The 13,673-nt window shown below is 66.2% G+C and carries 17 protein-coding genes; 6 read left to right on the top strand and 11 right to left on the bottom strand.

Features of this window, described 5'->3' with window-relative positions:
- Positions 1 to 273 precede the first annotated feature (273 nt).
- Positions 274 to 576 (top strand): hypothetical protein, encoded by a 303-nt coding sequence (locus tag AWC12_RS09440; RefSeq protein WP_085173791.1) that lies wholly within the window; start codon positions 274 to 276, stop codon positions 574 to 576.
- 40 nt (positions 577 to 616) lie between these two features.
- Here AWC12_RS09440 and AWC12_RS09435 read toward each other — a convergent pair whose 3' ends face one another.
- From AWC12_RS09435 to AWC12_RS09425, 3 genes are read right to left on the bottom strand one after another with little or no spacing between them, the layout of a single operon-like run.
- Entirely contained in the window at positions 617 to 1,441 is an 825-nt protein-coding gene (locus AWC12_RS09435) for an exodeoxyribonuclease III (RefSeq protein ID WP_024446177.1), read from the bottom strand.
- A 4-nt stretch (positions 1,442 to 1,445) separates the two neighbouring features.
- Entirely contained in the window at positions 1,446 to 2,345 is a 900-nt protein-coding gene (locus AWC12_RS09430) for an N-acetylglutamate synthase, CG3035 family (protein WP_085173789.1), read from the bottom strand.
- A gap of 3 nt (positions 2,346 to 2,348) precedes the next feature.
- On the bottom strand, positions 2,349 to 2,942 hold the full coding sequence (locus AWC12_RS09425; RefSeq protein WP_024446175.1) for a peptide deformylase: 594 nt from the start codon (positions 2,940 to 2,942) through the stop codon (positions 2,349 to 2,351).
- A 148-nt stretch (positions 2,943 to 3,090) separates the two neighbouring features.
- Between AWC12_RS09425 and AWC12_RS09420 the strand changes: the two genes are divergently transcribed.
- The 5 genes from AWC12_RS09420 to AWC12_RS09400 are packed head-to-tail and all read left to right on the top strand — an operon-like array spanning position 3,091 to position 6,353.
- The gene (locus tag AWC12_RS09420; RefSeq protein ID WP_024446174.1) at positions 3,091 to 3,399 is read left to right on the top strand and encodes a nucleoid-associated protein NapA; all 309 of its coding nucleotides are present in this window, start codon (positions 3,091 to 3,093) and stop codon (positions 3,397 to 3,399) included.
- A gap of 42 nt (positions 3,400 to 3,441) precedes the next feature.
- Positions 3,442 to 3,897 carry a LytR C-terminal domain-containing protein gene (locus AWC12_RS09415; RefSeq protein WP_085173787.1) on the top strand — a complete coding sequence of 152 codons (456 nt, stop codon included), beginning with the start codon at positions 3,442 to 3,444 and terminating at the stop codon, positions 3,895 to 3,897.
- A gap of 10 nt (positions 3,898 to 3,907) precedes the next feature.
- Positions 3,908 to 4,606, top strand: a complete 699-nt coding sequence (gene sodC, locus AWC12_RS09410; RefSeq protein WP_024446172.1) for a superoxide dismutase[Cu-Zn] — start codon at positions 3,908 to 3,910, stop codon at positions 4,604 to 4,606.
- Positions 4,587 to 5,717 carry a glutamate--cysteine ligase gene (locus AWC12_RS09405; RefSeq protein ID WP_110808604.1) on the top strand — a complete coding sequence of 377 codons (1,131 nt, stop codon included), beginning with the start codon at positions 4,587 to 4,589 and terminating at the stop codon, positions 5,715 to 5,717. The genes sodC and AWC12_RS09405 overlap by 20 nt, the downstream gene beginning before the upstream one ends.
- Before the next feature lie 3 nt (positions 5,718 to 5,720).
- Positions 5,721 to 6,353 carry an LON peptidase substrate-binding domain-containing protein gene (locus AWC12_RS09400; RefSeq protein WP_085173783.1) on the top strand — a complete coding sequence of 211 codons (633 nt, stop codon included), beginning with the start codon at positions 5,721 to 5,723 and terminating at the stop codon, positions 6,351 to 6,353.
- A gap of 6 nt (positions 6,354 to 6,359) precedes the next feature.
- Here AWC12_RS09400 and AWC12_RS09395 read toward each other — a convergent pair whose 3' ends face one another.
- The 8 genes from AWC12_RS09395 to AWC12_RS09360 form a co-directional block, all read right to left on the bottom strand.
- Positions 6,360 to 6,650 carry a type VII secretion target gene (locus AWC12_RS09395; RefSeq protein ID WP_036464873.1) on the bottom strand — a complete coding sequence of 97 codons (291 nt, stop codon included), beginning with the start codon at positions 6,648 to 6,650 and terminating at the stop codon, positions 6,360 to 6,362.
- 81 nt (positions 6,651 to 6,731) lie between these two features.
- Complete coding sequence (locus AWC12_RS09390) at positions 6,732 to 7,472, bottom strand: SAM-dependent methyltransferase (protein WP_024446168.1); 741 nt, start codon at positions 7,470 to 7,472, stop codon at positions 6,732 to 6,734.
- On the bottom strand, positions 7,453 to 7,821 hold the full coding sequence (gene mnhG / locus AWC12_RS09385; protein ID WP_085173781.1) for a monovalent cation/H(+) antiporter subunit G: 369 nt from the start codon (positions 7,819 to 7,821) through the stop codon (positions 7,453 to 7,455). Before mnhG ends, AWC12_RS09390 begins: the two co-directional genes overlap by 20 nt.
- Positions 7,818 to 8,105, bottom strand: a complete 288-nt coding sequence (locus tag AWC12_RS09380) for a monovalent cation/H+ antiporter complex subunit F (RefSeq protein WP_085173779.1) — start codon at positions 8,103 to 8,105, stop codon at positions 7,818 to 7,820. The genes mnhG and AWC12_RS09380 overlap by 4 nt, the downstream gene beginning before the upstream one ends.
- Positions 8,102 to 8,638 carry a Na+/H+ antiporter subunit E gene (locus AWC12_RS09375; protein WP_024446165.1) on the bottom strand — a complete coding sequence of 179 codons (537 nt, stop codon included), beginning with the start codon at positions 8,636 to 8,638 and terminating at the stop codon, positions 8,102 to 8,104. The genes AWC12_RS09380 and AWC12_RS09375 overlap by 4 nt, the downstream gene beginning before the upstream one ends.
- Positions 8,639 to 8,724: 86 nt before the next feature.
- Entirely contained in the window at positions 8,725 to 10,332 is a 1,608-nt protein-coding gene (locus tag AWC12_RS09370) for a Na+/H+ antiporter subunit D (protein ID WP_024446164.1), read from the bottom strand.
- A complete protein-coding gene (locus AWC12_RS09365; protein ID WP_024446163.1) occupies positions 10,329 to 10,799 on the bottom strand; it encodes a Na(+)/H(+) antiporter subunit C in 471 nt (156 codons plus the stop codon). The genes AWC12_RS09370 and AWC12_RS09365 overlap by 4 nt, the downstream gene beginning before the upstream one ends.
- Positions 10,796 to 13,666: a Na+/H+ antiporter subunit A gene (locus AWC12_RS09360; RefSeq protein ID WP_024446162.1), complete on the bottom strand. Its 2,871-nt coding sequence runs from the start codon at positions 13,664 to 13,666 to the stop codon at positions 10,796 to 10,798. The genes AWC12_RS09365 and AWC12_RS09360 overlap by 4 nt, the downstream gene beginning before the upstream one ends.
- Between the last annotated feature and the right edge of the window lie 7 nt (positions 13,667 to 13,673).

Here is a 13,673-nt window from a genome sequence, read left to right as displayed (position 1 = left end):
CCGCGGTGCGCCGCTGCAGCAATTCGAAGATCCCGGCCAGACTGCGCGCCATCGCCACCGCCACCTGACGATGCGCATCCTCCACCACCGAGAGGACACTGCCGTCAGACCAATCATCGAACACATGTTCGATAATAGTCGAAGTGTCTGACAGGTCGATGCACCGATTTCTGCCACCGGCCGGTCAATCTCTGCCAGCCGAAATGAACTCCCTGACATGCGGGTTTGAACAGTCAGATCACCAAGATCGACAACTCAGGGAAGAGCAGAACAATGAAGAACCTCACCATCGCCACCGCCGCAGCCGCCACCTTCTCCGCCGCGTTCCTGGGCCTGGCCGCCCCCGCACTGGCCGCCCCCACCGGCGCCGGTGACGCCCGGGCCACCATCGCCCAGCTCGAAGCCGACGGCAACCGCGTCATCGTCCAGAAGCAGTCTGACGCTTCACTGTCCGACGCCAACGTCGTCAGCGTCAACCGTGGCGCCCCCATCCGCGGCACCGTCATGGACGACTTCAGCGACCGCACCTACCAGCAGACCATCACCGGCTACGTCTACTACGTCAACGTCCGCTGACGAACACCAAGACGGGGCGCCGCCACCATGCGGCGCCCCGTTATGCGATGCCCTCCAGGTCCACGACGACCGGCGCGTGATCGCTGGGCGACCCGACGCGATCCTTGCCGGTTTTGCGTTCGTCGCGAGCGATTTCGGCGTGGGTGACCCGCTCCGCCAGCGCGGGGGAGCCGAGAATGAAATCGATGCGCATCCCGCGGTTCTTCGGGAACCGTAGCTGGGTGTAGTCCCAATAGGTGAACGTTCCCGGGCCGGGCGTGAAAGGTCTTACTACGTCGGTGAATCCGGCATCGACGACGGCATCGAAGGCCGCCCGCTCCGGCGGTGTCACGTGGGTGCTTTCCGAGAACAACGAGATGTCCCACACGTCGTCGTCGATCGGCGCGATGTTCCAGTCGCCGACGAGCGCAATCGGAGCCCCGGGATTCGCGGACAGCCACGACGATGCAGTGTCGCGCAGTGCCGCAAGCCAATCCAGCTTGTAGGCATAGTGCGGAGAGTCGACGCTGCGTCCATTGGGGATGTACAGACTCCACACCCGCACCCCGCCGCACGTGGCACCCAGCGCGCGAGCCTCCGCGGCGGCCTCTACTTCCGGCTTGTCGCTCCACGTCGGCTGACCCTCGAAGCCCACCTCGACGTCGTCGATGCCGATCCGCGACGCAATGGCCACACCGTTCCACTGGTTGAAGCCGCAGTGCACGACGTCATAGCCCAGCGCTGCGAACGGCATCGTCGGGAACTGGTCGTCGGAGCACTTCGTCTCCTGCATCGCCAGAACGTCAACCTCGGCGCGTTCCAGCCAGTCGGTGACGCGGTCGACACGGGCGCGAATGGAGTTGACGTTCCAGGTGGCCAGACGCATGGCTTCACAGTAGGTCTTCGGCGCGGACATAGCGCGAGCGGTGGTGCACCTGAAAGCCCATCGACTCGTACAGCGCACGCGCAGCGGCGTTCTCGGTGACGACCTGAACGTAGGCGCGCGTGGCGCCGCGCCCGAAAGCCCACGTCAGCAAACCCGCGCAGAGTTCCCGAGCCAAGCCTCGCCGGCGTGCGCTCTCGGACACGTGCACCGCGGACAGCCCCGCCCATCGGGTACCGTCCGGCGCGTCCGTTACCGCAACGCGTCCCACGGCCGCGCCGGAAAGCTGGCCGAAGCCCACCTCGCCGTTGACGACGGCAGTGAGGATGTCGACAGGGACATCCCGCTCATACAGCGTCAACCATGACGAATCGGGACCGGCAGCCACGGGGACCTCCACCGAGGGTGCGACATCCGTTGTCATGACCAGGTTCTCGGCTTCGGTGGGGATACCGGCAGGCAGTCGAAGCAGTCTGTCGGGCACCGACACGAGCGCGGGCAGGCCGCGTGCCGTATAGATGTCGAGAGTCTGGGCGATCTCGGTGACCGACGAATAGCGAAGCGGAACAGCTGAATTCGCACGCCGTGTGACTCCACCGCCGAATCGCAGCAGCCATCCGTCGACCCATCGGTGCTCGGTTCCCGGCCAGGCCAGCGCGGCGGCGTGCTCGAGGTTGCGGATCTCGCCAGTGCGCACCGGCATCTCCGGGACGACGCGCACGGCCAGCACGTCCTCTCGGGCCACGTCGACGATGTCACCGTGTCGCGTCCGGATCCGCACCGAACGACCGAGTTCGCCGCCGGTATCGACAATGTGGCCGACGACGTCGGTCATCGGTCGAGCCTCGTCGGTGGGGAGTCGATAGCGCAGGCTGACTCGCGTCCCGACCGCGGGGAGATCGGTCACCGGTCAGTGGCCGAACGGGTCGGGATCCTCGCCGGGCATCCAGGACAGGCCGGGCACACCCCAACCGTGGCTCTTGACCGCCTTCTTGGCGCTACGCGCGTTCCGCCCGATCAACCGGTCCAGGTACAGGAAGCCGTCCAGGTGGCCGGTCTCGTGCTGCAACATCCGCGCGAACAGGTCGGTGCCCTCGATGGTGATCGGCGTTCCGTCGGCGTCCAGCCCCGTCACCCGCGCCCAATCCGCGCGGCCCGTCGGGAACGATTCGCCGGGCACCGACAGGCACCCTTCGTCGTCGTCGTCGGGATCAGGCATCGTCTCGGGCACCTCGGAGGTCTCCAGCACCGGGTTGACGACGACGCCGCGCCTGCGGGTGGTCTTCTTGCGGGCGTCGGCACAGTCGTAGACGAAGACGCGTTTGTTGACGCCGATCTGGTTGGCTGCCAGACCGACTCCGTTAGCGGCGTCCATCGTCTCGAACAGATCGGTGATGAGATCTGCCAGATCAGCCGGCAGCGAGCCGTCCTCGCCGACGGGGATCGGTTCGGTCGCGGTGTGCAGGACGGGATCTCCCACGATGCGGATCGGTCGTACAGCCATGCTCAGGAGCTTAAGGGAGAGCGTGACCCGGGAGTTTCGCTGCCGACTCGCGGCGATTGATGACCGTCTACGTGATCCAACCGTGATTGAATACTCGCGCAAACCACAGCTATGTCATTTCGATTTCCGGAAGGGTCCAAGAAGCGATATGGACGGCGCCATCGCGCGGGCTGAACGTTCTGGGGACGGCACCGAGCCCACCGACGGTCTGACCCGTCGCGAGCATGACATCTTGGCTTTCGAGCGCCAGTGGTGGAAGTACGCAGGCTCCAAGGAAGACGCCATCAAGGAGCTCTTCTCGATGTCGGCGACGCGCTACTACCAGGTGCTCAACGCGCTGGTAGATCGGCCGGAAGCGCTCGCCGCGGACCCGATGCTGGTGAAGCGCCTGCGCCGGCTGCGTGCCAGCAGGCAGAAGGCCCGGGCTGCTCGCCGCCTTGGATTCGACGTCACGTAAGGCAACCGGGCCTCACCACGGCCCGCGATACAGTAGGCGCCGATGAACCAGCGAGAGTCCTCGGGACTGCCCCTCCGCGCCATCGTGATGGTGTTGTTGTTCCTCGGCGTCGTCTTCCTACTCGTGGGGTTCCAGGCTCTGAGCAGCTCCGGCGACGATGAGTCGTCGGCGAGCTCGACGACCGTCACCACGACGACGACCACGACGACGACGCCCGCGGCGCCAGCCAGGCCCGAAGTGCGCGTCTTCAACATCTCGACCGTCGAGGGCGCCGCGGAAGGCCTCGCCACGAGGCTGCGCGACGCCGATTGGAACGTGGCCGAAACCGGCAACCTCGAGGTGCCGGACGTGACAGTGACCACGGTGTACTTCGGCGAGACCGAAGGCGAGCAACAGGCCGCCGAGGAAGTCGGCCGACTGCTCGAAGCGCCGGTGGCGCCGCGGGTGCCTGCGCTTGTTGAGCAGCCACCGGGCGTGGTCGTCCTGGTCACCGGCTAGGCTCTTGCACATGCTCAGGTCCGTCGCTGCCGCCACCCTGTTCGCGGTGCCCGCACTTGCGTTGAGTGCGTGTGCCCCTCCCGGAGAGGTGCCCTCGGACACCCCCGGCACCACACCATCGGTATGGACCGGATCGCCGTCGCCGTCGGCGGGGCCCGGGGAGTCCGAAGGCGAGGCCACTCAGGGCGGTGGGCAGACGCTGACCGCCGAATTGAACCTCGCGGACGGTACGACGGTGGCCAACGCCGAGATCGTGTTCTCCGACGGATACGCCACCGTCACTGTCGAGACCACCGCCGCCGGCCAGCTGGAGCCCGGCTTCCACGGAATGCACATCCACTCGGTGGGCAAGTGCGAACCGAACTCCGTCGCCCCGACCGGGGGCGCCCCCGCGAACTTCAACTCCGCGGGCGGTCACTTCCAGGTGGCGGGCCGTACCGGCCATCCCGCCAGCGGTGACCTCTCGTCGCTGCAGGTCCGCGAGGACGGCTCCGCGAAGCTCGTGACCACCACCGATGCGTTCACTGCAGAAGAGCTGATGAACGGCGCAGGCACCTCGATCATCATCCACGAGAAGGCCGACAACTTCGCCAACATCCCGCCGGAGCGCTACCAGCAGGTCGACGGTGCGCCGCCACCGGATCAGACCACCCTGGCGACCGGCGACGCCGGAGCGCGGGTGGCCTGTGGTGTCATCACCGGGTCTTAGCAGCCGGATTGATTTCGCCGGGTCGGCACGGCCGACCCTGGGTGTCGAGTGGGAGTTCGCGCTCGTCGACGCCCAGACTCGTGATTTGAGCAACGAAGCCGCGTCCGTGATCGCCGAGATCGGCGAGAACCCGCGTGTGCACAAAGAGCTGCTGCGCAACACCGTCGAAGTCGTGACGGGTATCTGCGAGAACACCAGTCAGGCGATGGACGACCTCGCCGTCACGCTGCGGCCGGTGCGCAACATCGTGCGGGAGCGCGGAATGGAGTTGTTCTGCGCCGGAACGCATCCGTTCGCGGACTGGTCGGCGCAGAAGCTGACCGACGCCCCGCGCTACGCCGAATTGATCAAGCGGACCCAGTGGTGGGGACGGCAGATGACGATCTGGGGCGTGCACGTTCACGTCGGGGTGTCCTCGGCGCACAAGGTGATGCCGATCATCACTTCCCTGCTTCACCAGTACCCGCATCTGCTGGCTCTGTCGGCGTCCTCACCGTTCTGGGACGGAGAGGACACCGGCTACGCCAGCAACCGGGCCATGATGTTCCAGCAGCTGCCGACCGCCGGGCTGCCGTTCCACTTTCAGGAGTGGCGCGAGTGGGAACAGTTTGTGAGCGACCAGAAAAAGACCGGGATCATCGATCACATGAACGAGATCCGTTGGGACATCAGGCCTTCACCTCATCTGGGCACCATCGAGGTCCGGATCTTCGACGGGGTCTCCAACCTGCGCGAACTGTCGGCTCTGGTGGCGCTGACCCACTGCCTGATCGTGGACCTGGACCGGCGGATCGACGCCGGCGAATCGCTGCCGGTGATGCCTCCGTGGCACGTTCAGGAGAACAAGTGGCGTGCTGCGCGTTACGGGCTCGACGCCATCATCATTCTCGACGCCGACAGCAATGAACGGTTGGTCACCGAAGATCTCGACGATGTGGTGGAGCGACTGCAGCCGATTGCCAAGCGGCTCAACTGTGTTGACGAGCTCGCGCGCATTCCTGATATCTACCGCTACGGAGCGTCCTATCAGCGCCAGCGCCGTGTCGCCGAGGAGCATGACGGTGATCTTCGGGCCGTGGTCGATGCTCTCGTAGCAGAGTTGGTGCTGTAGCGAATGCCGACACTGCCGATGTTCCCCCTCGAAATGGCGATGCTGCCGGGCGAGGTGCTGCCGCTGCGGATCTTCGAACCCAGGTATTCGGCGCTGGTGCGAACGTGTTTGGCGTCCGAGGACCCGGTCTTCGGGGTGGTGCTGATCGCGGCGGGCCGCGAGGTGGGCGGCGGGGATTCTCGCAGCGACGTGGGCGTGCTCGCGCGAATTGCCGAGTACGCCGACATGGGGTCTGGCCGTTACCGGATGAAATGCGTTCTGGGGGAGAGGATCCGAATCCTGGAGTGGCTGCCGGATGATCCGTACCCGCGGGCGGTGATCGAGGTGTGGCCCGACGAGCCGGGTGAGCCGGTCGACTTCGCGGCGATCCGCGACATCGAGGACCGGATGGTGGGCTTGTTCGAGAGAATCGCGACCGCGCGGGGAGCGCAGGTCAATGCCCGCGATATCGTGCGTGGGGCCGACGAATCGGGCGATGCCTCACAATGGTTGTACGCGTTGACCACCCGACTCCCGATCGGACAGGCCGATCGTTACGCGGTGCTGGCCGCGCCGACCGTTGCCGAACGGGTGACCGCGCTGTCGGAGGCGGTGGACACCGTCATCGCGATGGTCGAATTCCAGCTGTCGGAATGATTTCCGTCAGAAGATACCTTTGAAGTTCCCGGCCAGGTCGGTGTCCGTCACCTCGTAGGAATCACCGGTACCTCGCACCGCCGTGCCCATTTTCGCGACGTTGTCCGCGATCGCCCTGGCCTGCTCGCCGACGTGCGTGCCAACAAGTTTCGTCGCCCACTGCGTTGTCGATCCGGGAAGCCCGTCGGCCGCGGTGGACACCGTGGTGCCGACATCCGCCTCGCGGATCACCGCTGATGTTGACTCGACCTGTCCCGCGAATGCCCGCAGGATGTCCGGATTGACCATCAGTGTCATAGAACTCGACGCTACCTCAGGTTCGCGGGGCGCCGGCGCACCATTCTTGTGATCGTTCGCGCTCTCGCGGAACAGTTTTCGTCAGAGCTTGCGACCGTCGAGGAACAGGACGTCCTCGGTGGCAGGCGCGCGGTGGTACCGGTTCATCAGCTCCTCGGCGGGGGTCGTGCCGACCTCCCAGTGGCGCTCACACAGCCAGCACGAGACATCGATCGGCATGTCCGCACCGACTTCGACGGCAATACGACTGCCGCGTGCACTGTAGAGCTCAACCTTCTCCAGGATCCGGGTCAGCGTCTGGGCGGGAAGCCCGGCGGGTAGCCCCTCACCGGCCCACGCTGTCGGCTCGGTGTGGTCGAAGCCCAACGACGTCAGCGATTTCGGCCAGTGCTCGCGTGACTCGAACGGCACCGCGACGCGTCGCGCCGTAGGAGTCGCCCCGGATGCCGCAAGGACCCGCTCCTTGAACTCCAGCACCTGCGGCTCGTCGACCTCGTAGATGACGGTGTCGTTCAGCCACGGCAACCGCCACGCCCGCGTGTCCAGGCCCGGGGCGAGGATGACAACCTGCGAGACGCCCGCGGAGCTCGCGGTCAGAAAGAACTCGTCGAACCACTTTGTGCGCGCTGCGGCAGACGAGTGGTCCTGCATCGAGGCGGGTGACTCGGCGGTGCCGACTGCGTCGAGCAGAATCTGCGCGTACGGGTCGGTGAACAACGGGAGGCGGGACATCGTCTCCCGCGCGCGCGCCATGGTGACGCTCAGCGCTGTGCGCGTTACGCCGGCATCGACTGCCGGATGGTCACCGTCCATCACCGTCATTGCCTCGGAGTTCCCGTTCGGCGGAGAAATCATGCATTTCGTCCCTGGTCACAAGGTCGTCACGAATGTTCTGCTCCCGATAGGCGAGCTGGCCGACCCGGTTGGCGATCACTGGTGCGGTGATGAGCGTGAACAGCCCGGTCAAGATCAGCATGCCGACGTCGATGTTGCCTCTGAGTCGGACGGCGGCACCCGCCAGCACCAACAGCAGGCCCAGTACCTGAGGCTTGGTCGCGGCGTGCATTCGAGACAGGGTGTCGGGGAATCGCACGACCCCGATCGCTGCGGTGAGGGCAAGTGCCGACCCGCTGAGAATCAGGCCGGCAGCGACGATGTCGGAGACGCTCATCGCTCGGCCGTCTGCTCGGTGGCGTCCGGGACGTCCGGGACGCGGAACCTGGCGACGCTCACCGAACCCACGAAGGTGATCAAGGCGAGGGCAGTGAGGCTGTACGTGACGGTCGTGTCGAGACTGAACGCCGCCCACGTTCCGATCGCACACATCGTCACGGCGACGAGGGTGTCGAGCGCGACCAGCCGGTCCAACGTGGTGGGGCCCAGCAGCATCCGAAGCATGGTGGCCAGCGCCGCGAGCGAGAGCATCACGCCCGCCGCAATCCAGACGTACATCATGCCTCCACCTCCTTGTCGGCCGACGGTTTCCAGTCCTCGTCGCGTTCGAAAGAGGCCACCAACAGCTTCTGCAGCTTGTCGACCTGATGGTAGAAGCGGTTGACGGTACGGTCAGATCCGACGTCGAGCACGTGGACGTAGATCATTCGGCGCGCCTGGTCGATCTCGAGGACGATGTTGCCCGGAGTCAGGTTCATGATGTTGACCGCAAGCGCCAGCACCAGGTCCGACTTGATGTCCAGATGAGCACGCAGCACGGCCGTCAGCGGAGGCGGGCCAGGTTTGAGCGCCAGCACCGCGACCTGAACCGACGACACCAGCAGCCAGTAGGCGACGGTCACGACGAGCCTGGTCAGCGACAGCGGATGGAACCTGCCCTCCACCGGAACGGGCGGCAACGGCAGCAACAGCGTGATCACCAGCGCCACCGCGAGCCCGGACAGGATGTTGGCCGCAGAGACGGTGCCCCACAACAACACCCAGATCAGGATCAGCCAGCAGATCATCCAGACGCGCAGCGCGTTCGTCCGCATCCGATTCATGCTCTTCGCGCGAGCGCTCATCGGCTTCATGCTCTTCGCGCGAGCGCTCATCGGCTTCATTCTCTTCGCGCGAGCGCTCATCGGAAGTCCCCCAGGACCGCGCTGATGTACTGCCCTCGGTCGAGCACCTCGTCGGCCGCACGACTGCTGTAGGCGAAGATAGGCCCAGCCATCACCGTCAGCATCAGACCCACCGCGATCAGCGCCCCCGTCGGAACCAGCATCCCGACCGGCATCCGCCCGACGTCGTCGCGGTCGACCAACTCGATGTCCTCTCCGTCAGCGAGAAGCGCCGACGGTGCGGCCGCCGAGAGATGGCCCTCGGGTGCGTCCGCACGGGACCGCCAGAACGCTTTCGTCCACACCCGCGCCACGACGTACAACGTCAGCAAGCTCGTGATCACGCTGCCTGCCACCAGAAGCCATGCCAGCGACGACCCGACCTGGGCGCCGGCCTCCAGCAGCGCCACCTTGCCGATGAATCCCGAAAACGGCGGGATCCCACCGAGATTGAGGGCGGGCACGACGAAGACGAACGCCAGCACCGGGCTGGCAGCGGCAAGTCCGCCGAGGCGCTGCAGCGTCGACGCGCCGGCCTGTCGCTCGATCAAACCCACCACCAGGAACAGCGTCGTCTGGACCAGAATGTGGTGCGCCACGTAATAGATGGCCCCCGCCATGCCGAGATCGTTGGACAGGGCGATGCCGAACACCATGTAACCGATGTGGCTGACGAGCGTGAACGACAGCAGCCGCTTGATGTCGCTCTGCGCGATCGCGCCGAAGATACCGACGAGCATAGTCAGAAGACCGGCCACGAGCAGCACGTCATCCATTCCGCCGCCGGGGAACAGCAGCGAGTGTGCGCGGATGATTGCGTACACACCGACTTTGGTGAGCAGGCCGGCGAAGACGGCGGTGACGGGCGCGGGCGCGGTCGGGTACGAGTCAGGCAGCCAGGTCGACAGCGGGAAGACGGCAGCCTTGATGCCGAAAGCCACGAGCAGAACGGCGAACAATGCCATCCGGGTGCCCTCCGGGACGCCCTCCAGGCGCACCGACAGCTCCGCCAGGTTCAACGTGCCGGTGGTGGCGTAGACCAGCGCGATGCCGAACAGGAAGATCAACGACGAGACCATCGAGACCATCACATAGGAGATGCCCGCCCGGACCCGCTCCTTGCTGGCGCCGATCGTCAGCAGCACGAAGCTCGCGCTCAGCAGCACCTCGAAACCGACGAAGAGGTTGAACAGGTCGCCGGCCGAGAACGCCATGAAGACGCCTGCCGCCAGCACCAGATACGTCGGGAGGAAGATCGAAACTGGCTGGCGCTCATCGCCATCGCGAATACCCTGCCCGATCGCGTAGAAGACCACCGCCAGCAGCACGATCGCAGAGACCACAAGCATCAGGGCCGACAACCGGTCGATGACGAGTGTGATGCCCAGCGGGCCCATACCCGGTTCCGTCGGACCCCATCCGCCGACCTGCAGCGCGATGGTGCCGTCGCGGTCGGCGAGATGGACGAGCATCGCCGACACCACGAGCACGACGGTCAACGCGAGCACGGTGAGCGCGCGCTGCAGCCGCGGCATGCGTCCGGCGAACAGTGTCATCGCCGCGGCGATCATCGGCACCAGCACCGGGAGAGGCGCCAGCACGGGAGCGAGATGGCTGCCGATCATCGTGAACCCTGATGTCCCGGTAGCGCATCGAGTTCGTCGGGAAGATCGGTGTCGATGGCGGGGTCGGGTTCGAGTCGCCCCTCGATCTCCTCGCCGACCTCGGTGCCCGTCATCTGCGAGACCCGCGCGTCCTCGGGATCGTTGGTGACCTCCTCCATGGTGTTCAGCCGGTAGGAGCGGTAGGTCAGCGCCAGCACGAAGGCCGCGACACCCATCGTGATGACGATGGCGGTGAGAATCAGGCCCTGCGCCAACGGATCTGCTGTCGCCGTCTGGTCCCCGCTCGTCCTGCCGTACACCGGCGGGTTGCCGGTGGGGCCGCCGGCGGCCAGGAGAAGGAGATTGATCGCATTGCTGATCAGCAGCAGTCCCAACAACATTCGGGTCAGGTGACGTTCGAGCAGCAGATAGACCCCGGCGCTGGTCAGGCCGCCGATGATGACGAGCCCCACAACGTATGTCGTCATTTCTTCACCTCCTCGTCGATGCGTGCTCCGAGGCTGCGCAGCACGTCGAGCACCAGCCCGACCACGATCAGGTACACGCCCAGGTCGAAGATGAGCGCGGTGACGAACTTGACCGTCCCGAGCACGGGCACGTCGACCTGGATCAGCGCCGACGACAACGCGGGTGCACCCATCAGCAGTGAGGCGAACGCGGTGCCTGCGGCCAATGTCAGTCCCGCACCGAGGATCTTGCCCGCGTCGAGCGGCAAAGTCTCACCCAGCTCGTAGCGTCCACCGGCCAGATAGCGCAACACCAGTGCCAGGCCGGCCATCAGCCCGCCGGCGAAGCCGCCGCCGGGCACATTGTGACCGGCGAAGAAGAAGTACGCCGACAACACCATCATGACCGGGAAGATCAGCCGGGTCGCAACCTCCAGAACCAGGGATCGGTGCCGCGGGTCGCGCAGCCCGCTGCCGCGCAGCCACGTGATGTCGCCGGCGGCGGGGCTGTTCCGCGTACCGGGTCCGAGCCTGCCGATATCGGGCTGACCGGCGTCGGCCACCCGAGGCGCGGCGCCGAAACGTCTGTGCCGGAACACCATCGACGCGACGCCGGTGGCCGCCACGAGGAGGACACATACCTCGCCCATCGTGTCCCAGGCGCGGATGTCGACGAGCAACACGTTGACGGCGTTGGCCCCGTGCCCCCGCTCGTAGGCGGCTTCCGGGATGAGGTCCGCGAGCGGCCTGCCGCTGCGGGCGGCCATCGCGAATGCCGCGAGGGTGGTGACGGTCGCACCGACCGCGAGCGCAAGCAGCGCGCGGGGCACACGGAACCGCTTGATGTCGGTGCCGCCGGTCTCGGCGGGAAGCACTCTGAGGACGAGCACGAACATCACCAAAGTCAGTGTCTCGACCAGGAACTGAGTCAGCGCCAGATCAGGCGCTCCGTGCAGGGCGAAGATCACCCCGCAGCCGTAGCCCGTCACGCCGACCATCAGCACCGCGGCCAGGCGATTGCGCATGACGGTCGCGGCCAGCGCAGCCGCCAACATCAGGACACCCACCACGACCTGAGGTGCCGAGTTCCACAGCTCGAATTGCGGACGGTCGCGTGCGCCGAACGTCAGCACGGCGACCGGCAGCAGCACCAACGTCGTCAGGATGACCGCCTGGGTCGCGGGGATCGAGCCGCGCTGCGTGACGGCAGTCAGACGCACCGACAACACATCGGCGCCGCGCAGCACCGCATCGTAGATGCGATCGGCATTGCCGAGCGGCACGAAATCCGCGCGTGCACGGCGTAGGCGTTTGCGTCCGAAATACACCGCGATACCCGTCGCCAGCACCAACACCGACAGCAGCAGCGGCAGGTTCACGCCGTGCCACAGGGCGAGGTAGTAGTGGCCGTCGTAGCCGCTGGGGTCCGGCACGGTGTCGCTGTAGTCGGACAGGACCCGGTCGAGCGGTTTGGGCCACAGGCCGAACAGCAATCCCGCCGCGGCGAGGATCGCAGGCGGAACGAGGAAGGCAGGTTCCGGTCGGTGCATCTCCTCGACGCGGGTGCTCGGGTGGGGCAGACCCTTGCGGGCGAACGCGCCGAACACGAAGCGCAGGGTGTACACGGTCGTCAGCACCGATCCGAGGACGATGCCGGCCAGCACGAACGGGGACGCGGCACCGAGGTACGGGCTGTGCAGCACCGTCTCGAAGTCTGCCTCCTTGGCGACGAAACCGAAGAACGGCGGCAGCGCCGCCATGCTCGCCGCGGCACCGCAGCCGACCACGAGCAGAGCCTTGCTGCGGTCCCCGAGCCAGGCGAGCCTGCGGATGTCGCGGGTGCCGGTGGCGTGGTCGATGATGCCGACGACCATGAACAGCGCGGCCTTGAACATGGCGTGGGCACACAGCATGGCGAGCCCGGCCAGCATCATCTCGCTGCCGCCCGAGCCGACCATGACGGTGATGAGGCCCAGTTGGCTGACCGTGCCGAACGCCAGAATGAGCTTGAGGTCGTATTCGCGGATGGCTCGCCAGCCCGCCAGCAACATGGTCAGCAGACCGAGCGTGACTACGGTCGGGCGCCACTCAGGCCCGTCGGCGAAGCCGGGCGTCATGCGAGCGATCAGGTACACGCCGGCCTTCACCATCGCGGCGGCATGCAGGTACGCGCTGACCGGCGTGGGAGCCGCCATCGCACCGGGCAGCCAGAAGTGCATCGGCACGATCGCCGACTTCGACAACGCGCCGATCAGGATCAGCACCACCGCCACCGACGCGGCGAGACCGGTCGGAGGGTTCGCGATCAACTCCGACAACAGGAAGGTGCCCGCGATGTTGCCGATCACGATGATGCCGACGAGCATCGCGAGTCCGCCGAACGTCGTCACAAGGAGTGCCTGGGTGGCGGACCTGCGGCTGGTCGCCCGTTCGGCGTAGTGCCCGACCAGAAGGAACGACAGGACCGTCGTGATCTCCCAGAACACGTAGAGCACCAGCATGTTGTCGCTGGTGACCAGGCCGAACATCGCCCCGGAGAACGCGACGAGCTCGGCGGCGAAGCTCGGCAGCCTTTTCTCGGTATGTCCGTCGTGATGGTTGAAGTAGTCGGCGCAATAGAAGAGGACGAGGCCGCCGATGGCCAGGACGAGCACGCTCATGATCGCGGCGAGCGAGTCGAATCGCAGCGTGATGTCCATCGACAGACCGGGGACCCATGGCACGTCGACGGTGTGGGCGTGGCCTTTCGCCGGCCAGTTGAGCACCACCCAGATCAGCGAGCCGACAGGAACCAGCGCCAGCGGATAGAAGGCCATCCGACCCCAGCGGTACACAAGCAACGGTGCCAACACGGCGGCGACTGCATGGGCAGCGAGGATGGCGAGCATGGCTCCG

Origin of the sequence: Mycolicibacterium iranicum (genome assembly GCF_002101705.1) — a bacterium.
GTDB lineage: Bacteria > Actinomycetota > Actinomycetes > Mycobacteriales > Mycobacteriaceae > Mycobacterium > Mycobacterium iranicum.
Note: the sequence above shows the minus strand (reverse complement) of the source record. Positions and strands in the feature narration are given on the sequence as shown.